We start from the raw sequence: 22141 nt of genomic DNA, 5'->3' as shown, positions 1-22141 counted from the left end.
CGGGGTGGGGGAAACGGGAGGCCCGGTGGGGGAACGGTTCTTGTTCAAAATCCTTGGCCCACTCATGGTGACGTCGGGCGAGCGAAAGGTGGTCATCGGCGGGGCGCGTCAACGCACCACGCTCGCACTGCTGTTGCTCAATCCCGGCCGAACCGTGCCGGTGGACACTCTGGTGCACGAGGTATGGAACGGGAACCCGCCCGCCACCGCCCGTACCCAGATCGCCATCGTCATCGCCGCGCTCCGCAAGACGTTCAAGGCGCAGGGCGCGGCTGACGACACCATCGTGACCGCGCATCCGGGATACCTCCTCGATGCCGAGAGCCACTACATCGACTCGGTGGAGTTCACCGGCCTCGTCGCCCAGGCGGAGGCCGACGTGCGGGAGCAGCGCCTGGAGGACGCGGCGAGCCGGTACCGGCGCGCCCTCGACCTGTGGCGCGGGCCCGCGCTCGCCGGGGTGTCCGGGCTGCTCGTCGAGGAGGAGGCCAGCCGTCTCGGTGAGCACCGGCTCAACGCCTACGACGACGCCACCGCCGTCCAGCTGGCGCTGGGGCGCCACTACGAGCTGTTGCCCGAGCTCGGCGGGGTCGTGCAGGAGAACCCGCTGCGCGAACGGACCCGGTACCACCAGATGCTCGCCCAGTACCGGGCGGGCCGGCGTGCCGAGGCCATGGAGTCGTACCGGGAGGCGCGCGAGCAGTTCATCGAGGAGCTAGGGCTCGAACCGGGCCCTGACCTCCAGGAACTGCACGACCTGATCCTGCGCGACGACCCCTCGCTGTCCCCGGCCGACGGACCGGTCTCCGTCGTGGCCGAGACAGCGGTGCCAGAGGTCGTCGTGGTCCCCTCCGAACTGCCGCCGGACGTACCGGGGTTCACCGGTCGCGAGGCCGAACTCGCGGCCCTGGACGCGCTGATGATCGAATCCGGGACCGCGCTCCAGACCCCCACCGTCGGCCTGATCACCGGTGTCGCCGGGGTGGGTAAGTCCGGCCTCGCCCTGCGCTGGGCGCACCGGGTCGCCGACGACTTCCCCGACGGGCGGCTCTTCGCCGACCTGCGCGGCTACGACGAACAGCACGAGCCCGCATCCGTCGGCGACGTCCTCGGCCGCTTCCTGCGCTCGCTCGGTGTGCCGGGGCAGCAGATCCCGGAGGCGTTGGAGGAGCGGATCGCGCTCTACCGCAGCCTGCTCACCGAACGCCGCGCACTGATCGTCCTGGACAATGTGCGCACCCACGCCCAGGTCGCCCCGCTGCTGCCGGGCAGCGGCGCCAGCTGTGTGGTCGTCACCAGCCGCGACCAGCTGGAGCAGCTGGTGACCTGGCCGCAGGAGGCCCGCGTCCACCTGGGCGTACTGCCGCCCGACGCGGCCGTCGTGCTCGTCGCCAAGATCGTCGGCGAGGAGCGGATCGCCACCGCCCGCACGGACGCGAACCGACTGGTCGAGCTCTGCGACCGGCTGCCGCTCGCCCTGCGCATCGCCGCCGCGCGCCTCGCGTCCAAGCCGCACTGGTCCGTACGGCACCTGGTGACCAGGCTCAGCGACGAGCGGCGCAGGCTCGACGAGCTGAGCCAGGGGGAGTCCCGGGTACGGGCCGGGTTCGAGCTCAGCTACCGCTATCTGTCCCCCGACGCGGCCCGCCTCTACCGCCGCCTCGGCCTCGCCGACGTACCGGACTTCACCTCCTGGGTGGCCGCCGCGCTGCTCGACGTCGATGTGATCGACGCGGAGCTGCTTCTCGAGGACCTGGTGGACACCCAGTTCCTGGAGGTCGTGGGCGTCGACGCGACCGGCCGGCTGCGCTACCGCTTCCAGAACCTGCTGCGTCTGTACGCGGGGGAGCGCGCCCGGGACGAGGAGTCGGACGAGGCCTGGCGGGACGCCTGCCGCCGGGTCTTCCATACCGCCCTGACCATTGCCCGCGAGGCCCACCGCCGGGAGAATGGTGGGGAGTTCAGCATCGTGCACAGCGGCACCGAGCCGGCCACCATCGACACGGACCTGCTGGAGGAACTGCTCGCGGACCCGCTGGCCTGGTTCGAGGCGGAGCGGCTCTGTCTGGTCGGCATGGTCGAGCAGGCGGCCCGGATGGGCATGGCCGATCTCGCCTGGGACCTCACGGGGTCCGCGTCCGTGCTCTTCGAGACGCGCAGCTACGTGGAGAACTGGCAGAGCTGCGCCGTGCACGCCCTGGACGCGGCGCGGGCCGCCGACGACCGTCTGGGCCAGGCGGTCATGCTGCACCACACCGGGGCCGCCGCGCTGATGCGGCAGAGCATGGACGAGGCGAAGGCGCGCTCGGAGGAGGCGCTGGCGCTGTACGGGGACCTGGACGAACGGCTGGGCCGGGCCCTGGTCCTGCGCAACCTCGCGGTCGTCCACCGCCTCCAGGGCGACCCCGACGCGGCGGCGGACCGGCTGCGCGGGGCCCTGCCCATCTTCCGCGAGGCCGGCGATCTGTCGTCGGAGTCGTCCGTCCTCCAGAACATGGCCCAGCTGGAGCTGGACCGGGGCAACTACGAGGCCAGCCTCGGCCACGCCCGGGACGCGGTACGGGTCGCGGAGTCCATGGAGCCCGGCGCCTCGCGCAGCCTCGCCCAGTGCCTGTACCGGCTGGGCAGCGCGCAGCTCCTGTCCGGGCGGGCGGAGGAGGCCGAAGAGTCGTACCTGCGGGTGGAGGAGCTGTCCCGGGCGAAGGCAGACACCCACGGCCTCGCGCACGCCCTGTACGGACTCGGCCAGGCCCGGGTGGCGCTCGGCGCGCTCGAATCGGCCGAGACCGCGTACGTCCAGGGCCGCAAGGTCGCCCGCGGGCTCGGCAGCCCCGTGGTCGAGGGATCGATCCGGCTGAAACTCGGCGTACTCCTGCGGGAGCTGGGCCGGGAGGAGGAGGCCCGCACCGAACTCCTGGGCGCCAAGGAGCTGTTCACCCGCAGAGGGGCCACGCACTGGCAGGAGGAGGTCGCCCGGGAACTCAGCGGATCCCCGGAGGTGTCGCCGGACGTCTCCCCGGAGGTCTCTCCAGAGGTCTCTCCGGAGGTCTCTCCGGAGGTCTCTCCGGAGGTGGGAATCGTCGAATAGGAAGGAAGGGACCGGCCATTCTTCAGGGTTCGGCCACGGGCGGCGGGACGGGGTCCGCTTAATCCGGTGATATCACGCCGATAAGGCGGATGCCTAGCGTCATCACAGAAATTCGATTTCCCGAGAGCTGTGGAGTCAGTGATGCCGCCTACCCCCGGGGTGCCCTCGTTCGCCGTGATTCCCGGCGCGCAGGTGCACCGAGTCCTCGACGGCCGGCACGAGGAAGTGGTCCGGCTGATCGAGTCGGCCTACCGCGTGCACGGCGGTGGTGACACGGTCAACCCGCCTTCCTATTTCCTGCGCTTCCCCGACCGTCCCACCTCACGCATCATCGCCCTGCCCGCGTCCCTCGGGGGCGGCGCGCCCGTCGACGGCATCAAATGGATCTCCAGCTTCCCCGAGAACGTGGCGGCCGGGATCCCCCGGGCCTCCGCCGTGCTCATCCTCAACGATCCGGCCACCGGCTACCCGCTGGCCTGCCTGGAGAGCTCCATCATCAGCGCGGCCCGCACCGCCGCCTCCGCGGCGCTCGCCGCGGACAGGCTCACCGAGGGGCGTGACCGGCCGCGCCGTATCGGCTTCTTCGGCACCGGCCTGATCGCCCGGTTCATTCACCAGTACCTCGTGGGCACCGGCTGGAGCTTCGAGGAGACCGGGGTGTACGACCTGTCGGACGAGCACGCCCGGGGCTTCGCCGAACACCTGGAGCGCGAGGGCGACAACGGCAAGGTCACCCTGCACACCGGCCCGGAACAGCTGATCCGCTCCAGCGACATCGTCGTCTTCGCGACCGTCGCCGGAGCCCCGCACGTCACCGACCCGGCGTGGTTCACCCACAACCCGCTGGTCCTGCACGTGTCGCTGCGCGACCTGTCGCCCGAGGTGATCCTCGCGGCCACCAACGTCGTCGACGACATCGAACACTGCCTGAAGGCCGATACCTCCCCGCACCTCGCCGAACAGCTCAGCGGGAACCGGGAGTTCATCGACGGCACCCTGTACGACGTACTCACCGGCGACCTGAAGATCCCCGGCGACCGGCCCGTCGTCTTCTCGCCCTTCGGGCTCGGCGTACTGGACCTCGCGGTCGGCAGACACATCTACGACACCCTGCGCGCCGACGGCCGGCTCGCCGTCGTGGACGACTTCTTCCACGAGATGCGCCGATACGGCTGAGATGAGACGACAGTGACCACTCTGCTCGACAGCCCGCCCCGGCCCGCAGGGCCCGGCCCGGGATCCATCACCGTACGTGTGGAGGAGACCGCTCTCGCTCCGCACGAACCACTCGACCTGTACGCCGCGCTGCGCGAGCAGTCGGCGCACGACGTCTTCCTGCTGGAGAGCCGCGAAGGCCCCGGACAGTCTCCCGGAGCCACCGTCGTGGGCCACGGACTCCTCGCCGAGATCCGGGTGCACGCCGACCGGATCTCCGTCGACGGCGCCGAAGCCGTCGTCGCCGCGGCCCTCGCGGCCGCCGACGGACTCGGCCTCGCCCCCCGGCCCGGCAACGAACGCGGCCTCCTCCACGGCGACCAGCTCTGGCAACTGCTGCGCACCGTCCAGGATCTGTTCGCCGTGGAGACCGGCCGGCCCCACGACAGCTACGCCTTCGGTTTCCTCGCCACCTTCGGCTACGGCTCCGCCTGGCACATGGAGACCCTGCCCGACCGGGGCGACCGGGACCACGACGAGCCCGACATCGTGCTCGGCCTGTTCCGCGAGACCGTCTGGTACGGCCCGGAACCCGGCACCGTGCGAAGACTCACCGCGCACAGCGACGCCTTCCCCGACCCGGAACCCCTCGACCTGACCGAGGCGACCGTCGCGGCGGTCGCCGCCGTCGGCCCGATCCCCGAGGTCCTGCCCGAGGCGCCCCGGCCGCACGCCGTACGGGACACCTGCGACGAGCAGACCTTCCTCGCGCGGGCCCGGCGCTGCCTGGAACACATCGGCGTCGGCGACATCTACCAGATCCAGATCGGCCACCGCATCGACGTCGAATCCGACCTCGAACCCTTCGAGGTCTACCGGCGGCTGCGCGGCCGCAACCCGTCCCCGTACATGTACCTCGTCCCGCGCGACGGGCGTACCGTCATCGGCGCCAGCCCCGAAGTGCTCTTCCGCACCGAGGGCGGCAAGGTCGTCATGCGGCCCATCGCCGGGACCGCGCCGCGCAGCGGCGACCCCGATGCCGACGAGGCCCGGGTCGTCCGGCTCGTCGCCGACGAGAAGGAACGGGCCGAGCACGTCATGCTCGTCGACCTGTGCCGCAACGACATCGGCCGGGTCTGTCTGCCCGGCACGCTGGAGGCGCGCGGGCTGATGACGGTCGAGACGTACTCGCACGTCTTCCATCTCGTCTCCACCGTCGAGGGCACCCTCGCTCCCGAGGACGACACCTGGTCCGTGCTGCGCGCCACTTTCCCGGCGGGCACCGTCACCGGCGCGCCCAAGATCCGCGCCATGGAGATCATCGAGGAGCTGGAGAGCGAGCCGCGCGGCATGTACGCGGGCGCCGTCGGCCTCGTCGACCTGCGCGGCTGGAGCCAACTCGCCCTGTGCATCCGCACGATCGTGCACGACGGCCGCAGCGGCACCTACTCCACCCAGAGCTGCGCGGGCATCGTCGCCGACTCCTCGCCCGGGGCCGAGTGGCGGGAGACCCTGCACAAGATGGGCGCGGCCTACTGGTCGCTGACCGGTGAGGAGCTGCTGCCGTGAAGGTCCTGCTCGTCGACGCGTACGACAGTTTCACCCACATCATCGACCAGTACCTGCGCACCCTGGGCGCCGACACCGACGTCGTCCGGTCGCACACCCGCACCCCGCAGCAGCTCGCCGGCCTCCGGCCCGACGCGGTCGTCCTCGGTCCGGGGCCCGGCCACGCGGCCGACTCGGGCCACGTCGAGCTGGTGCGCGCCTTCGCCGGGTCCGTACCGCTGCTCGGCATCTGTCTGGGCCACCAGGCGATCTGTCTGGCGTACGGAGGCCGGGTCACGGTCGCCGAGCGGCTCAAGCACGGCAAGACCAGCCTCGTGCGCCACGACGGCGCCGGGGTGTTCGAGGGGCTGGAGCCGGTGATGACCGCCACGCGCTATCACTCGCTGATCGCCGGCGAACCGCTGCCGCCCCCGCTGATCGCCACCGCGCACGCTCAGGACGACGGCTACGTGATGGGGCTGCGGCACCGCACGCTCGCCGTGGAAGGGGTGCAGTTCCATCCCGAGTCCATCACCACCGTCGGCGGCCTGCGGCTCCTGGACAACTTTCTGGCGGCCGCCCGCCGGGCCGGCCCCGCGAGGGAGAAGACCGATATACGGAGCTCGCGCGTGGGATCGGTCGGAAATTGAAATCGATCTCCTCGGCCGCACCCTCCAGATGGCTGGAACAATCTCGTCCGCATGGCGCTGACCAGCGATTATATCGAATATATTGCTGCGTCTGATAGGCGGAAGTCCTGGTGATAATGATTCGAAACAGATCCTTCCTAATGTTCTGGATGTCGGAACGAACCGCAACAGTTCATAGGGGGAAAAGGAATCATGAAGCTCAACGCGATCACCGGGAAGATCCAGCAGACCGTCGTCGTCACGCTCGCCGGCGCGGCGATATTCGCCACCGTGCAGACCGTCTCGGAGGCCGGCCGGGCGGACCACGCCGGCTCCTACACCACCGCTTCCGCCACGCCGCTGGACGACCCGTGGCACCCGAGCCCCGTGGCCGCCCGTTCGTCGATGCCGGACGACCCGTGGCACCCGAGCCCCGTGTCCGTCCAGGGACCGACGCTGGACGACCCGTGGCACCCGGCGCCGAGCGCCGCCTGACCCGAGAAGGAGAAGACCAGTGAGCCCCACGACACCCGAACAGGACCGCTCCTGGCCCCCGTTGCTGGGGCAGGTGCTCGACGGCCGGGATCTCACCGCCGTCGACACCGCCTGGGTGATGGACCAGGTGATGCGGGGCCGGGCGACCGACGCACAGATCGCCGGCTTCCTGGTGGCCCTGCGGGCCAAGGGCGAGACCGTGGGCGAGCTCGAAGGGCTCGTGCACGGAATGCTGGCCCATGCCGTACACATCGACGTGCCGGGGAGGACCGTCGACGTGGTGGGCACCGGGGGCGACGGGGCACGCACGGTCAACATCTCCACGATGTCCGCGATCGTCGCGGCGGGAGCGGGCGCACGGGTCGTCAAGCACGGCAACCGGGCGGCGAGTTCGGCCTCCGGCTCCGCCGACGTCCTGGAAGCACTGGGCGTCACCCTGCGGTTGTCGCCCGAGCGGATCGCCGCCGTGGTCGACGAGGCGGGCATCACCTTCTGTTTCGCGCCGGACTTCCACCCGGCGATGCGCCACGCGGCGGGGCCGCGCAAACAGCTCGGCATCCCGACCGTCTTCAACGCGCTGGGCCCGCTGACCAATCCGGCGGCGCCCACCGCACAGGCGGTCGGGGTCGCCGACGCCCGGCTGCTGCCGCTGATCGCCGGAGCGCTGGCCAGGGCCGGCGGGCGGGGCCTGGTCTTCCGGGGCGACGACGGGCTCGACGAGCTCACCGTCACCACCACGTCGACCGTGCTGGCCGTGGACGACGGCGACATCAGGCGGGAGCGGTTCGACCCGCGTGACGTGGGGATCGCGCTCGCACCGCTGGAGGCACTGCGCGGGGAGGACGCCGTGTACAACGCGGCCGTCGCCCGCCGGGTCCTCGACGGCGAGCGCGGCCCGGTGCGGGACGCGGTGCTGCTCTCCGCGGGCGCCGCGCTCGTGGCGGGCGAACCCACCGGGGGCCGTACCGTCACCGAACGCCTGGGCTGGGCGGTGGAAGCGGCGGGCCGGGCGATCGACTCCGGCGCCGCGGCCGACACCCTCGACCGGTGGGTACGGGCCACCTCGGCCCCGCACACCCCGGTCGGCGAGGCCCCGCAAGCCCCGGTCGCCGGGGTCGCCACGGCGGCGTGACCGGGCACCCGGGACGGACGAGGACCGTGGACGGCGCCATGGCGATACCTCCCGGGGAACCGGTGGGTACGGCCGTGGCGCGTCCGCGCGGTCACCGGGCGGCGGTGGGTTCGAGAGCCTGGTCCCGCTCCTGGTCCGCGCCGCCGACCGCGGTCGGCTCCGCGTCGCCCCGGGCGGGCGGCCCGGACCCCGTCCGCGGGGAACCGCGGAACTTCTCGCGCCGGATCCAGGAGAGGGCCGGCGACGTGAGGCCCGTGGTGATCAGCGCCATCAGCACCAGCATGGTGAACAGTTCGGGCCCGATCACACCGAGTTCGAGCCCCAGGTTCAGCACCACCAGCTCGGTCAGGCCCCGGCAGTTCATCAGCGCCCCGATCGCGAGGGAGTCGCGCCAGGACTGACCCGAGAGCCGGGCCCCGCCCGTGCTCCCGCCCCACTTGCCGAGCACCGCGACGGCGAGTATCGCCAGCGCCCACAGCCACTGGACCGGGTCGCCGGCCAGCAGTGAGACATCGGTGTGCAGCCCGGTGGAGACGAAGAACAGCGGCAGCAGAACCGGAACCGAGAACGCGCGCAGCCGGGCCGTGCAGCGTTCGATGACCATGGACCCCCGGGGAGTGACCAGGCCGAAGACGAAGGCGCCGAACAGCGCGTGCACGCCGATCCTGTCGGTGGCCAGTGCGGAGAGGCACAGGCCGCTGAAGAGGACGACGAGGACCACACCGTCCACGACCCGTTCGGCCCGCTCCGCCCAGCGGGCGAGCAGCGGACGCAGCGCGTAGATCATGACGGCGAGGAAGACCGCGGCGAGCGCCGCCGTCGTCAGAGCCTCGGCCGGTGAACCGCTCGTCGACACCGCGACGACCGCCGCCAGCAGGCACCAGGCGGTCACGTCGTCGACCGCCGCGCACGCCATGGCCAGCGAGCCGATCCGGGTACCGACCAGGCCCCGGTCGGTGAGGACCCGGGCCAGGACGGGGAACGCGGTGATGCTCATCGACACGGCGATGAACAGCACGAACGGCAACCGCCCCACGCCCGGCGGCGCGAACGAGCCGAACATCGCGAAGGCCAGCAGCGAGCCCAGGACCAGCGGCAGGGCGATGCTCGCCTGACTGACCGCGAGGGCGGTCCTGCGATGGCCGCGCAATGTACCGAGATCCAGTTCGAGGCCGATCAGGAACATGAAGGCCAGCAGGCCGATGTTGCCGAAGGCGCTGATGAACGGCAGCACCGACTCAGGGAACAGCCAGGCCTGTGCCGCGGGCGAGACCCAGCCCAGCAGCGACGGCCCCAGCATGATGCCGAGGGTGATCTCGCCGATGACCGGCGGCTGGCCGAACCTGCGGAACAGCTGGGCGCCCGCCTGGCACACCAGGATGACCACCGGGATGGCGATCAGGAGATCGGGCAGGGGGTCACGTGCCGACACGGCCGGCTCCTTCCCTGGCGGCCGCCGTGGCGTCCGACCAGCGTGCGTAGCGGCGCCGCCCGTACAGCAGCGGCTGGACGGACTCGTCGGCGGTGAACCGCCGCACCTGGGCGAAGACGGTGGTGTGGTCCCCGACCTCCCGCGTACCGACCACCGTGCAGTCGGCGATGGCGTGCGCGGCCTCCGTCAGGTGCGGGCCACCCGCGCCCAGCGGCAGCCGCCACTCGCTCAGCGCGAACCGGTCGGGGTTGCCGGAGCTGAAGAGGTCGGAGGTGCCGTGCGCCTCCTCGTGCAGCAGGTTGAGGGCCAACTGCCCACTGGACAGCACGCATTCGGTGGTGGGGCTCGCCGTGCGCAGGCAGATCACCAGCGTCGGCGGGGAGAGCGCCACGCTCGCCAGTGAACTGCAGGTCATCCCGCGGGGCGTGCCGTCGGAGTCGAGCGTCGTCACCACGGAGACGCCGGAGGGGAAACTGCCCATCAGAGGGCGTATGTCGGCTTCCGGAACGGGCCGGTCGGTCATGGTTTCTCCTTCGAGGACGTGTGCCGCGCGCCCGGCAGCCGGCCGGAGAGGAGTCCCGGCTGCCGGGCGACGCGGTGCGGCACGACTACTTGCCGTGCAGCCTGCGGAGCGCCTCGTGGGTGCTCGGCAGAGAGTTGAGGAGTTCCTTCTGCTCCTTCTTGACCTGGGCGAACATGGCCTGCGCGGCGGCCACGGACTCCGGCTTGTGGTACAGGATCGGCAGCGGTGCGTCCGGCTCCAGGCCGAGGCCGGCGAAGATGCAGTAATAGCGCTCGTTGGTCCAGAAGTTGCGGAATTCCGCCTCGAAGTTCCCGTAGTACGTCGTGTCGTCGGTGGCCGCGGGATTGACGGGAAGGCCCGCCTTGTACGCGTCGATCTTCTCGCGGATGCTCGCGGGGAGTTTCAGTTCCTTGTTGGCGCGCCAGAAGGGCGAGTCGGTACGCGGCGCGAAGTAGAAGTGGGTCTGGATAAAATCGCGGGTGTCGTCGAACATCACCTCGATTTCCCTGTTGAAGTTGTCGACCAGGGCCTGGTTGAACGTCTTGTCCGGGAAGTGCTTGGCCAGCTGATAGGCCGCGGCGGTGATGAAGTAGATGCCGGTGGACTCCAGCGGCTCCAGGAAGGCGCTGGAAAGGCCGATGCCGATGACGTTCTTCACCCAGGCCCGGCGGTTGCGGCCGACCCGGAACTTCACGTGGTTGAACTCGGTGGTCTCGGGGTCCAGGCCCCACAGCTCGCAGAACTCGGCGGTGGCCTCCTCCTGCGTGGTGAAGCGGCTGGAGTAGACGTAACCGGTGCCGAAGCGGCCCGGCATCGGTATCTTCCAGGACCACCCGGAGGACATCGCGATCGCCGAGGTGTACGGCTCCACGCCGTTGGCCTCGTCGTCGTGCGGCACGGCCGTGGCGACCGCGCGGTCGCACAGCAGCTGATCGCTCATGTCGACGAAGGGCTCCTCCATCGCCTGGTTCATCAGCAGGCTGCGGAAGCCGGAGCAGTCCACGAACAGGTCCGCGTCCAGGACCCGGCCCTCCTTGGTGTGCAGGGCCTTGACGAAGCCCCGCTCGTCCTTCTCGACCCGCGTCATCTCGTCCTGGATGTGGTTCACGCCCTGCTTCTCGGTGGCGAACCGGCGCAGGAAGTCCGCGACGAGCGCCGCGTCGAAGTGCCACGCGTACCGGGTGGGGGAGGTGCCGTCCAGGTGCCGCGGCGACTTCTTGGCGTCCATCAGCGGCGCCTCGCGGAAGCAGGCGTAGTCGTACGGCTCGTCCGTCTTCCCCTCGAACTTGTTCTTGAACCAGTAGTGCGACATCGGAATGTTGTCGTGCTCCGGGCTGATGCCGAACGGGTGGTAGAAGTGGTCCGCACCGCCGTTGTCGAGCTCACGCGGATCGCTCTGACCTCTGCCCGGCGTACGCCAGTTGATGAAGCGGACCGCCATCTTGTAACTGGCGTTGCACTCGCGCATCCACTCCTCCTCCTCGATTCCGAGGAAGTCGAAGAGAACACGGTGCAGATTGGGCACGGTGGCCTCGCCCACACCGATGCGCGGAATGCTCGGAGCCTCCAGGACCGTGACGTCGACCGTGTTGTGGAGGGCCTTGCCGAGGTAGGCGGCGGTCATCCAGCCGGCCGTACCGCCGCCGAGGATCACGACCTTCTTGATGGCGTTGTCTGTTGCGGTGGAGGTGTCCGTCATATCGAATTCCCTCTTCTGGCCGAAGTTGTTGTGTCGGAACTGTGGCGATGGCCAGAATCGGCAGCGTCCCTACGGCACTTCTATAACCCGGCGGAAAAGGCCGAATGAGATCGCTGGGCGTCGGGATTTATGGAGGGCGTATAGCGCGCGGGCACAGCCTGGGGCCTGTTGATTCCGCACTCGTATCTCCCAGCAGAGGATGGCCGCATCACATGGCGCGCACAGAACGGGAGCCGGAGACGGGGCTGAAAGGCATCCTTTCCACTGTGGGAGGAACCCCGCTCGTAGAGCTCGAACGGTTGATGCCGGGGTTCACCTCGCGGGTGTTCGCCAAGGTGGAGCGTTTCAACCCCGGCGGCAGTGTCAAGGACCGCTCCGCGCTGAACATGGTGGCCACGAAGATCCGGTCCGGGGAGCTCGTCCCGGGCCGGTCGACGGTCATCGAGTCCAGCTCGGGAAACCTCGCGATCGGGCTCGCGCAGATCTGCGGCTACTACGGCCTGCGGCTCGTCTGTGTGGTGGACACCCGCACCACCCGGCAGAACATCGCGATCCTGCGGGCCTACGGGGCCGAGGTCGAGGTCATCACCGAGCCCGACCCGGCCACCGGGGAACTGCTGTCCGCCCGGCTGCACCGGGTCGCCGAACTCGTGGCGATCACGCCCGACGCCTACTGGCCCGACCAGTACGCCAACCCGCTCAACCGGCGGGCCCACGAGACCACGATGGGGGAGATCGCCGAAGCCCTCGACGGCAAGGTCGACCAGCTCGTCGTGGCCGCGGGCACCAGCGGCACGCTCGGCGGCTGCGCCGAGTACATCCGTCGGCACCGCCTCGGCACGACCGTCAACGCGGTCGACGCCCTCGGCAGCGTGCTGTTCGACTCACCCGTCGACTGCGCCCGCCTGGTGCCCGGCCACGGCGCGTCCGTCGCGCCCAAACTGCTGCGGCGGTCCGACGCGGACCGGGTGGTGCACGTCGGCGACCTGGACTGTGTGGTGGGCTGTCGCACCCTGGTGCGCCGCGAGGCGATCCTCGCCGGCGGCTCCTCGGGCGCGGTCGTCGCGGCTCTGACCCGGCTCGCCCCCGGCATACCGCCCGGCTCCAACGTGGTGATCGTGCTGCCCGACGGCGGCGACCGCTACCTCGACACCATCTACGACGACGCCTGGGTGCAGCGGCACTTCGGCGATGTCGCCCACCTGTGGGACGGGCCGACCGACGCCGGGTTCGTGGGCCAACTGGCCGATATAGCCCAGTAATAGCGCGTCACCGCAGGATTTCCTCATCAGAGAGCAGCACCGCAGAGCAGTTCCGGATAGCAGCACCGGAGACCAGAGAAATCCCGACCCGGGAAATCCCGGACAGGGAAACCCGAACCGAGACCCGGAGGCACCACATGACCACCCAGATCGCCGACCTCAACACCGAGCGCAAGGCCGAGATCAAGGAGATCGTCTGCGACATCCTCGAACTCGAACTCGACGAGGTCACCGACACCAGCCTCTTCAAGGAGGAGCACGACGCCGACTCCTTGCGCACCATCGAGATCCTCGCCTCCCTGGAGCGCAACTTCGGTCTCGTCCTGGAGCAGGCCGAGCTCAGCCGCATGGTCAACCTGGCGGGCGTGTACGCCGTGGTCGCGGAGGCCGAGGGAAAGTGAGCGGAGCGACGGGCGGCACGGCGCCGCGCACGGCCCCCCGGCACCGGGTGGTGATCACCGGGCTCGGCGTGGTGACCAGCATCGGCACCGGGGTGGACGCCTTCGCCGACGGCCTGCGGGCCGGGCGCAGCGGCGCCAAACCGATCGGCGCCTTCGACACCACCGGATTCGCGTACTCCAACGCCTGCGAGATCACCGATTTCGATCCCGAGGCGTGGCTGCGCGACATGACCGCCGACGAGCTCGGCCGGGCCGCGCAGTTCGCGGTGGCCGGCAGCCGGATGGCGGTCGCGGACGCGGGACTCACCGAGGACGACGTACGGGCCAGGCGCACCCTGGTCTCGGTCGGCACCACCGACGGTGAGTCCCGCGACCTGGACCATCTGATCGGCCTTCAGGTCGCCGAGGGCGAGGACCGGCTCGACGCCACCGTCGCCCGCCGGGTGTGGCCCGGCCGGCTCTCCGCCGGCATCGTCCGCGAACTCGGCCTGGAGGACGTGGAGACGGTCACCGTCCCCACCGCCTGCGCGGCCGGCAACTACGCGGTCGGCTCCGGCTACGACGCGATCAGCTCCGGTGACGTCGAAATGGCGCTCTGCGGCGGGGCCGACGCCCTGTGCCGCAAGACGTTCACCGGCTTCTACCGGCTCGGCACCATCGCCCCCGACGTGTGCCGCCCCTTCGACGCCGACCGGCAGGGCATCCTGACCGGCGAGGGCGCCGGGATCCTCCTGATGGAGTCCCTGGAGTCCGCGCTGGACCGCGGCGCCCGCATCTACGCGGAGGTCCTGGGCTACGGGCTGTCCTGCGACGCGAGCCACCCGGTCGCGCCCGACCGGGACTCCATCGCGCGCTGCATCACGGCCGCCCACCGCAACGCCGGCATCGAGGCGTCCGACGTGGACTTCATCTCGGCGCACGGCACCGGCACCAAGGCCAACGACGTCACCGAGGTCGGTGCGATCCGGCAGGTCTTCGGCGATGAACTGCCGCGCACCGTGTCGATCAAGTCGATGATCGGCCACACCATGGGCGCCGCGAGCGCGCTGGCCGCCGCGGCCTGCTCCCTGGCACTGCGGGAGGGCTTCATCCCGCCCACCATCAACCACCGCACGACCGACCCCGAGTGCGCGGTGGACTGCGTACCCAACGAGGCGGTCGAGGCCCGGCTGCGGGTCGTGCAGAACAACGGCCTCGCCTTCGGCGGAAACAACGCGGTCCTGATGCTCGGGCACTGGGACGCGAACGCGGCCGAGACCCTGCCCGCCGACGCAGCGGCGGCGGCGTGAACCGGCCCGACGCGGCCTGAGAGGAGTTGAACGCAATGTCAGCCGACGCGGTCACCACCGCGCAGGACCTGGTCGTTTCGGGCTGGGCCGTGTCCTCGCCGTACGGGCTGGGCCGGGACGGGTTCACGGCCGGACTGCGCGAGGGACGTCGCGCCGTCGCCGCCCTCGACGGCGAGCAGTGGCCGGTGCCCTACGACGAGGCCGGGCTCATTCCCGGCTTCGACATCAAGGCGGTCCTCGGCCGCAAGGGCACCCGCTCCATGGACCGGGTCACCGCCATCGCCGCCACCACCGTGGGCATGCTCCTGGAGGAGTACGGGGCGGGCCTGGCCGCCGGCCCCGAGAGCACCGGCCTGGTGCTCGGCACCTCCGGCAGCGTCCAGTCGATCATGGACTTCACCCGGGACGCGCTCACCGGAAGGGCGCCCTACCTGGTCGACCCCGCCAGGTTCCCCAACACCGTGATGAACTGCCCCACCGGACAGAGCGCCATCCGGCACACGCTCAAGGGCCCCAACGTCACCGTCTCCGGCGGCGCCGCCACCGGGCTGCTCGCCCTCAACTACGCCTCCCGGCTGCTGCGCGGCGGCCACGCCACCGCACTCCTCGCGGGCGCAGCCGAGGAGTTCTCGGTACAGCGCGCCCGGCTGGAGCACGTCGCCGACCACGGCGGCAGCGCCGCCGAACCGCTCGGCGAGGGCGCGGCGCTCTTCCTCCTGGAGAGCGGGGCGGCGGCCCGCGAAAGCGGACGCACCGTCCTCGCGACGGTGCTCGGCTGCCGCTTCCGGGCCTTCCGGAACACGGGCCGTGCCTCCGCCGTGCTCAAGAGCTGCGTCGACGAAGTCCTGGCCGCCGCCGGGGCCGCCCCCGACGACATCGCGCTCATCGCCCCCGGCAACCCGCCAGGCGTCTTCGGCAAGGAGGAGACCGCGGCCCTGGACGGCCTCGCCGCGCCGCGCGTCGCGGTCCGCCCCCTCATCGGCGACGCCACCGCGGCCGGTGCGGCCTTCCAACTCGCCGCCGTACTCGCCGAGTCGGCCGCCCGCCCGGAGCTGGTGGACCGGCTCGCCCTGGTCACCGCCGTCGACCGGGACGGCACCGTGGGCGCGGCCCTGCTCCGCCTCGGCTGAGCCGCCGAGCCCTCAGCAAGCCCCCGACTTCCCGCGCAGCACTCGCAGAAAGGGCACGCACCATGTCCGACACTCCCAGGCCGGTGGCCCTCGTCACCGGTGGATCGCGCGGTATCGGGCGGTCCGTCGTGGAGGTCCTGGCCCGCGACGGATACGACGTGGCCCTGTCCTACCAGTCCCGGGCGGAGGCGGCCGAGCTCGCCGCGAAGGCGGCCCGGGAGCACGGGGCCAGGACGCTGACCGGCCGCGTCGACGTCACCGACCGGGACGGGGTGCGCGCCTTCGTCGCGGAGACCGAGGACACCCTCGGCCCGGTCGACACCCTCGTCACCGCCGCCGGAATCGTCCGGGACAGCAACCTGGCCACGCTCACCGACGACGACTGGGACGCCGTGGTGCGCACCAACCTCGACGGCACGTACAACTTCGCCAAGGCGCTCGTCTTCCCCATGATGAAGCGCCGCCGGGGCACCGTGATCACCCTCTCCTCGATCGCGTCCCAGGGGCAGGCGAGCCAGACCAACTACTCGGCCTCCAAGGCCGGGATCATCGGCTTCACCAAGGCCCTCGCCAAGGAGGGCGGCCGGGCCGGGCTGCGGGCCAACACCGTGGCACCCGGCTTCATCCGTACCGACATGACCGGCGGACTCTCCGAGAAGTACGCCAAGGACATGACCAGGAGCATCCCGCTCGGCCGGTTCGGGGAGCCCGAGGAGGTCGCCGAGCTGGTGGCGTTCCTCGCCTCCGACCGTGCCGCGTACATCACCGGACAGGTCTTCTCCATCGACGGCGGCCTGGTCGTCTGACACCCCGGTCCTCCCGTGATCCCTAGGAGTTCGCCATGACCGCCCGCACCACCAAGCCGCCCCGGTTCTACTTCAGCCTGCGCAGCCCCTACAACTTCTTCGCCCTCGCCGACCTGGAGCGCGACCATCCGGAGCTGCTGGACCGCGTCGAATGGCGCCCGTTCTGGGAACCGGACCCCACCAGCGAGAAGCTCCTCGCCGAAGCATCGCCCGGCGCCGAGTTCCCGTTCCACCCGATGTCCCGGGCCAAGCAGTTCTACATCCTGCGCGACGTGCGCAGGCTCGCCGCCGACCGCGGCCTGGCGCTGACCTGGCCGGTGGACCGCAAGCCCTGGTGGGAGCCGGCCCACCTGACCTGGTTCCTCGCCGAGCGCGAGGGACTCGGCCGCACCTGGGTCGAGCGCGCCGGGCGGGCCCGCTGGCTGGAGGGGCGCGACATCTGCGACCCGGACGTGGTGCGCGAGCTGGCCGAGGAGATCGGCCTGGACGGTGCGGAGGTCGCCCAGGCCCCCCACCACCCGCTCGTGCGCGAACAGGGCGTACGGGCGCTGCTCGACGTGCACCGCGACGGCGTCTTCGGCGTGCCGTACTTCATCAACGGCAGTGAGCCGTACTGGGGCCTGGACCGCGTCACCGACTTCGCGGCGTCCTTCGCCCCCGCCACTTCCGCGTCCACCGCGGTCGAGCCGCCCGCCGCGCCCGCCGCGGGCCGGACCACCGACATGAGCCACGCGGGTGGCTGCGGATGAGCACCGCGACCGGCACCGACGAGCGCGCCACGGCCAGGGGAACCCTGCCACTGACCGCCATCCAGGAAGCGATGTGGACCGCGTACCGCGTCGCACCGGAGAGCGCCTCCTACAACATCGTGATGCCGCTGCTGCTGCGCGGACCCGTCGACCCGGCCGCCATGGCCGAGGCGGTCACCGCCGTCGGCGACCGGCAGGAGCTGCTGCGCTCCGTCTTCACCGAGCAGGACGGCACACCGGTCCGCACCGCCGCCGAACGGGCCCTGGTCCGCATGGAGTTCAGGGACCTCGATGCCATCGACGAGGAGGGCCTGCGACGCGCCGCGGAGGAGGCGGGCGCCCGCCCCTTCCGCCTGGAGTCCGGCGCCTTCCGGGTCGTGCTGCTGCGCCGCTCCGACGAGGAGTGGGCACTGGTGACCGCCGCCCACCACATCGTCAGCGACTTCACCTCGCGCTGGCTGCTCGTGCGTGACCTGCTCGACGCCTACGCGGGCATCTCCACCGGCACCGCACCGGCCTGGCAGCCCATACCCGGCTCGTACGCCGACCACGCCGCCGAGGAACTGCGCCACATCGCCTCCGAGGCGGGGCGGCGCGGCGCGGACCGGTGGCGCGAGTCGGTCGCCGGGGCGCCCGCCGCGGAGCTCCCGCTGGACCGGCCGCGACCCGTCGTGCGCTCGCTCCGGGGCGGCACCGTGGTCCGCGTGCTCGCCCCGGAAACCGCCCAGGGGCTCGACGCGGCGGCCGACGACGCGGGCGTCACCCCGTTCGCGTATCTGCTCGGCGTCTTCCAGGCACTCACCCACCGCTGGACCGGCCAGGAGGAATTCGTCCTCGGGGTGCCCGCGACCAGCCGGATGGGCAAGGCGCAGCGGGACGTGATCGGCTGCTTCCTCAACACCATGCCGGTACGGGCCGAGTTCGACGCCACCAGCACCTTCCGGGGCACCGCCGCGCTGGCCGGCGAGCGGGTGATGCGGGGCATGGTCAACGTCCGCTACCCGTGCGCACTGGCCTTCCCGCAGGCCACCGTCTTCCGCACCGCGCTGTTCCTGGTCCAGATGGACCGGATGGACCCGCCGGTGCCCAACGTTCCGCCGGGGCAGATCATCGGCCCGTCCGTCGCGTACAAGGGGCTGGACATCGCCCTCATCGACGTCCCGCAGCAGGAGGGCCAGCTGGACCTGCTGCTGCGCATCGAGCAGACCCCCGACGGTGTCACCGCCGTCTTCTCGTACGACACCGACCTGCTCGACCGCGCCACGGCCGAGCGGTTCGCGGACGGCTACGAGCGGATGCTCGCTGCGGCCGTCGCCGACCCGGGCACCCGGATCGCCGACGTGGAACTCGCCGGGCAGGACGAGACGGCCGCGCTGCTCGCCCTCGGCACCACCTCCTTCGACGACGTCGCCGATTTCGATGACTTCGACGACTTCGAATCCTTCGAGAACTCCTGGGAACACCGATGACCATGCGCATCGCGATCGTGGGTGCGGGACTCGGCGGTCTGACGGCCGCCGCCGCACTGCACCACCGGGGCCTGGACGTCCAGGTCTACGAGCGGGGGGAGGAACTGCGCGAGCAGGGCGTCGGCATGCACCTCGGCCCCAACGGCACCCGACTGCTCCAACGCCTCGGCCTCGGGCCGGAGCTGGAGCGGTGCGCGGTGCGCCCCGAGGCGCTGGAGGTACGGGCCTTCCACAACGGCGCCACGGTGGCCCGCCAGGAGATGGGCGAGGCCTGGCAGGAGCGGTTCCGCGCCCCGTACTACACCGTGCACCGCGGTGACCTGCACCGGATGCTGTCCTCGCGGGTCCCCGCCGAGCGGGTGCACACCGGCAAGGAGCTCGTCCGGTACGAGGAGACCGTGTACGGGGTCGTCCTGCACTTCGCGGACGGCACCGACGCCCGCGCCGACGTGCTGATCGGCGCGGACGGCGTGCACTCGGCGGTGCGCCGCGCGGTCGCGGGCGCCGACGCCCCGGTCTACTCCGGCAACAGCGCCCTGCGCGGTGTGGTCGACGCCGCCGACCTGCCGGACCTGGATCCCGCCTTGATGTACATGTACGCGGGGCCCACCGCGCGCGTCCTGCTCTACCCGGTCACCGGGGGCCGGCAGTTCACCTACGTCGTGGTGACCCCGGCCGCCGAGGGCGCCGCCGAGTCGTGGACCAGCGCGGGCGACCGCACCGACCTGGACGCCGTCCTGACGGGCTGGGACCCGACCGTGCGCGCGCTCGCCGACGCGGCGGGCGAGGTGCGCCGCTGGGCGCTGTACGACCGCGAGCCGCTGGAGCGGTGGAGCACCACCCGCACCACCCTGCTCGGCGACGCGGCCCACCCGATGCTCCCGCACCACGGACAGGGCGCCAACCAGGCGGTGGAGGACGCCGTGGCGCTCGCCGTCTGCCTCGAAGGGGCGGCGCCCGGCGCGGACGGCATCGCCGCCGCCCTGCGCCGCTACGAGGAGGCGCGCCGGCCGCACACCACCCGTGTGCAGCGCGGCTCCCGGACCGGGCAGCAGCCGAAGGACGCCGCCGCGCAGCGCCGCATCGACGCCGAGAGCGTCGACTGGGTCCTCGACCACGACGTCGAGGCGGCCCTCGGCGGGTCGGAGAACCGGCTCCACCAAGCGGCCTGACGTGTAGTCGGGTCGCGTGCGAACAGGACCAGGGGTCCCTGGCGCTCTCCCCGCGCCAGGGACCCCGCCATGCGTCTCATGCGCGTGTCCCGTCGCCTGCCTCGTTCAGAAAGTCACTGGCTTCCCGTTCGCTCCTGCGGTGAGATTTCCGACGTGACACTTCACGAGGATGAGATCCCGGTCGACGAGACGCTGGTCCGGTCACTGCTGAAGGCCCAGCGCCCGGAGTGGGCCGACCTGCCGTTGTCGCCCGCGGGCGCGGGCACGGACAACACCATGTATCGGCTGGGCGATGACCTGCTCGTGCGACTTCCACGAACTGCCGAGAAGGGACAGTCCGTGCGGAAGGAGCAGGAATGGCTTCCTCGCCTGGCGCCCTTCCTCGTATGTCCGATTCCCGAGGTCGTCCACGCTGGGACGCCCACCGACGTCTTTCCTCTGACCTGGTCGGTCCACCGCTGGATCGACGGTGTCGAGGCCGGCCCGGACACCGTCCGGGACTGGGCCGCCTTCGGAGCCGATCTCGCGGCGGTCGTGCGGGAGCTCCACAGCATCGACCTCATGGGTGCGACTCGCGCAGATGGCCTCAGCTGGTACCGGGGAGGCGGCTTGGGGCCATGCGACCAGTGGATCGCTGGGTGTCTCGACGATTGCCGAACCACCGTGGGTTCTGAGCTCGACGTCGACTCTCTGGAACAGTTGTGGCGAGCCGCGCTCGCACTGCCCGAGCCCTCCGGACCTCACGTGTGGCTCCACGGCGACCTCAAGCCGACCAACCTCTTGGTCCGGGAAGGCAAGCTCCACGCAGTCATCGACTTCGGAGGACTCTCGGTCGGCTTTCCCGACGCCGAGCACTCCACACTCTGGGACCTGCCGCCACAAGCACGACAGGCCTACTGGGACACATTGAGCCTCGACGATCCGACCTGGGCCCGTGCCCGCGCCTGGGCGATCGCGGTGGGCGTCAGCGGAATCTCCTATTACTGGAACACCTTCCCCTCCTTCGTCGCCGAGTGCCGAGCACGACTTGGGGCAATCCTCACCGATGCCGCTGCGCGTTGAGTGGCCTCCCCGGTCAGGGCTACGGAACCCACTGAAATGGAGCACCTCACCGCAATGCCCTGAGTCCGGCTCATCTCACCGAACCCGCACCGTCCTGGTCACAGGGTTCATCAACAGCTCACTTCCGATGAGACAGGACAGCGAGTCCAGAACCCGTCGCGGCCGATGAACCCCTACCTGCGCCACGTCCGCCGCCCCGGGAAGTGGTTCGGCCGAACCACTTCGTGAGCGCATCGGGCGCGGGGAACAGGCTCGCTCGTGGCCGGCCGACGCGATGCAACCACGAGCGGGAGATCAGTGCTTCCGCTCGCGCGGGTACGGTGTCGGCCGGGCCGCGACAGGCAGCGAGCAAGGCCGCCTGTGCACACGGATGGTGAGGCCAGGACCAGTCGCGCCGGGCATCTCGTACGCCTCCGACTCCTCGGCCGTCATGGGCTTCTGGCAGCGATCACACATCATCGGCGGGCCTCCAGCCAAGCGCGATGCAGCCGGACCGCCGTGGGGCAGACGACCCCCGCGCGACAGGCCAAGCATGCGTACGTGTGGCCAAGGAGCGTGCGGTACTCGGCGTCGGGAACCGATGTCTGGCTCGATGCGGAGGTGGTCATCGCACCGCCCCTCGGTAAGGACTGGCCGCATCTTCAAGCGCGGCCTGTAGAGCCGCGGCCTCCGTCATCCACGTCTCATCGGCAGGGCACACCCGCCAGTGCGGACCAGGACCCTGCGTACGCCTGACCGGCGGAATTACCAGATGGGCGTCCTCGGCAAGGACGCGAGTGCCGGCCACATCCCAGGCAGCGGCATCGCCTACGGGAATGAACCAGTACAACGCGGCTGACAAGGGGTCTTCGAGGACAGCCCCGGACCGGGTGCCGAGGATGGCGAGGGCCGAGAGGCCGACACTGCGGGGGACGCGGATCGCATCCCAGGTGCGGCCGGCCTTTTCGAGCCGGCAGTCTCTGATGGTGTGGATGCTGGATGGGGTCATGTCTGCGGCTCCTCGGGGCACCGTGCTGGGCAGGTTCGCCAAGACTGGCCCTCGCGGGGGCGCATATCGAGGACTTCCAGAGGTCTTTTCGCGACACAGAAGAGGACTTTCA

General features: G+C 71.0%; 19 protein-coding genes. 15 read left to right on the top strand and 4 right to left on the bottom strand.

The annotated features are described in order from the left end of the window. Nucleotides 1-64: 64 nt before the first annotated feature. The 6 genes from OHA19_RS43365 (at nt 65) to trpD (ending at nt 8047) form a co-directional block, all read left to right on the top strand. Entirely contained in the window at nt 65-3088 is a 3024-nt protein-coding gene (locus tag OHA19_RS43365; protein WP_405753506.1) for a BTAD domain-containing putative transcriptional regulator, read from the top strand. Between the two features lie 141 nt (nt 3089-3229). Next, complete coding sequence (sbnB, locus tag OHA19_RS43360; protein WP_331749181.1) at nt 3230-4264, top strand: 2,3-diaminopropionate biosynthesis protein SbnB; 1035 nt, start codon at nt 3230-3232, stop codon at nt 4262-4264. 12 nt (nt 4265-4276) lie between these two features. Then, the gene (locus tag OHA19_RS43355; protein WP_331754589.1) at nt 4277-5812 is read left to right on the top strand and encodes an anthranilate synthase component I family protein; all 1536 of its coding nucleotides are present in this window, start codon (nt 4277-4279) and stop codon (nt 5810-5812) included. Beyond that, nucleotides 5809-6441: an aminodeoxychorismate/anthranilate synthase component II gene (locus tag OHA19_RS43350; RefSeq protein ID WP_331749187.1), complete on the top strand. Its 633-nt coding sequence runs from the start codon at nt 5809-5811 to the stop codon at nt 6439-6441. Before OHA19_RS43355 ends, OHA19_RS43350 begins: the two co-directional genes overlap by 4 nt. Nucleotides 6442-6633: 192 nt before the next feature. Then, complete coding sequence (locus OHA19_RS43345; protein WP_331749190.1) at nt 6634-6915, top strand: hypothetical protein; 282 nt, start codon at nt 6634-6636, stop codon at nt 6913-6915. A gap of 19 nt (nt 6916-6934) precedes the next feature. Further along, nucleotides 6935-8047 (top strand): anthranilate phosphoribosyltransferase, encoded by a 1113-nt coding sequence (trpD, locus tag OHA19_RS43340; protein WP_331749192.1) that lies wholly within the window; start codon nt 6935-6937, stop codon nt 8045-8047. 91 nt (nt 8048-8138) lie between these two features. Here the strand turns inward: trpD and OHA19_RS43335 are convergent, their stop codons facing one another. The 3 genes from OHA19_RS43335 to OHA19_RS43325 all read right to left on the bottom strand — a co-directional run bounded on the left by OHA19_RS43335 (nt 8139) and on the right by OHA19_RS43325 (nt 11701). Next, nucleotides 8139-9479 carry a cation:proton antiporter gene (locus OHA19_RS43335; RefSeq protein ID WP_331754587.1) on the bottom strand — a complete coding sequence of 447 codons (1341 nt, stop codon included), beginning with the start codon at nt 9477-9479 and terminating at the stop codon, nt 8139-8141. Then, nucleotides 9466-10002 (bottom strand): flavin reductase family protein, encoded by a 537-nt coding sequence (locus OHA19_RS43330; protein WP_331749196.1) that lies wholly within the window; start codon nt 10000-10002, stop codon nt 9466-9468. Before OHA19_RS43330 ends, OHA19_RS43335 begins: the two co-directional genes overlap by 14 nt. Nucleotides 10003-10087: 85 nt before the next feature. Continuing rightward, nucleotides 10088-11701, bottom strand: coding sequence for a tryptophan halogenase family protein (locus OHA19_RS43325; RefSeq protein ID WP_331754584.1), 1614 nt, complete (start codon nt 11699-11701; stop codon nt 10088-10090). Nucleotides 11702-11913: 212 nt separating this feature from the next. Between OHA19_RS43325 and sbnA the strand changes: the two genes are divergently transcribed. From sbnA to OHA19_RS43280, 9 genes are all read left to right on the top strand, one after another. Further along, nucleotides 11914-12963 (top strand): 2,3-diaminopropionate biosynthesis protein SbnA, encoded by a 1050-nt coding sequence (gene sbnA, locus OHA19_RS43320; RefSeq protein ID WP_331749200.1) that lies wholly within the window; start codon nt 11914-11916, stop codon nt 12961-12963. A gap of 137 nt (nt 12964-13100) precedes the next feature. Beyond that, nucleotides 13101-13364, top strand: coding sequence for an acyl carrier protein (locus OHA19_RS43315; protein WP_331749202.1), 264 nt, complete (start codon nt 13101-13103; stop codon nt 13362-13364). Further along, a complete protein-coding gene (locus OHA19_RS43310; protein ID WP_331749204.1) occupies nt 13361-14653 on the top strand; it encodes a beta-ketoacyl-[acyl-carrier-protein] synthase family protein in 1293 nt (430 codons plus the stop codon). Before OHA19_RS43315 ends, OHA19_RS43310 begins: the two co-directional genes overlap by 4 nt. 35 nt (nt 14654-14688) lie before the next feature. Then, nucleotides 14689-15783 carry a beta-ketoacyl synthase N-terminal-like domain-containing protein gene (locus tag OHA19_RS43305; protein WP_331749206.1) on the top strand — a complete coding sequence of 365 codons (1095 nt, stop codon included), beginning with the start codon at nt 14689-14691 and terminating at the stop codon, nt 15781-15783. A 62-nt stretch (nt 15784-15845) separates the two neighbouring features. Then, on the top strand, nt 15846-16589 hold the full coding sequence (gene fabG / locus OHA19_RS43300; RefSeq protein ID WP_331754582.1) for a 3-oxoacyl-ACP reductase FabG: 744 nt from the start codon (nt 15846-15848) through the stop codon (nt 16587-16589). 35 nt (nt 16590-16624) lie between these two features. Beyond that, nucleotides 16625-17338 (top strand): DsbA family protein, encoded by a 714-nt coding sequence (locus OHA19_RS43295; RefSeq protein WP_331749211.1) that lies wholly within the window; start codon nt 16625-16627, stop codon nt 17336-17338. Next, nucleotides 17335-18807: a condensation domain-containing protein gene (locus OHA19_RS43290; RefSeq protein ID WP_331749212.1), complete on the top strand. Its 1473-nt coding sequence runs from the start codon at nt 17335-17337 to the stop codon at nt 18805-18807. Before OHA19_RS43295 ends, OHA19_RS43290 begins: the two co-directional genes overlap by 4 nt. Next, complete coding sequence (locus tag OHA19_RS43285; protein ID WP_331754581.1) at nt 18804-19979, top strand: FAD-dependent monooxygenase; 1176 nt, start codon at nt 18804-18806, stop codon at nt 19977-19979. The genes OHA19_RS43290 and OHA19_RS43285 overlap by 4 nt, the downstream gene beginning before the upstream one ends. Nucleotides 19980-20132: 153 nt before the next feature. After that, nucleotides 20133-21041, top strand: a complete 909-nt coding sequence (locus tag OHA19_RS43280) for an aminoglycoside phosphotransferase family protein (protein WP_331754579.1) — start codon at nt 20133-20135, stop codon at nt 21039-21041. Nucleotides 21042-21645: 604 nt separating this feature from the next. Here OHA19_RS43280 and OHA19_RS43275 read toward each other — a convergent pair. Then, nucleotides 21646-22029: a hypothetical protein gene (locus OHA19_RS43275; RefSeq protein WP_405753503.1), complete on the bottom strand. Its 384-nt coding sequence runs from the start codon at nt 22027-22029 to the stop codon at nt 21646-21648. Between the last annotated feature and the right edge of the window lie 112 nt (nt 22030-22141).

Source organism: Streptomyces sp. NBC_00012, from assembly GCF_045040875.1.
GTDB lineage: Bacteria > Actinomycetota > Actinomycetes > Streptomycetales > Streptomycetaceae > Streptomyces.
The sequence above is the reverse complement of the archived record's forward strand: the minus strand, read 5'-3'. Positions and strand labels throughout refer to the sequence as shown.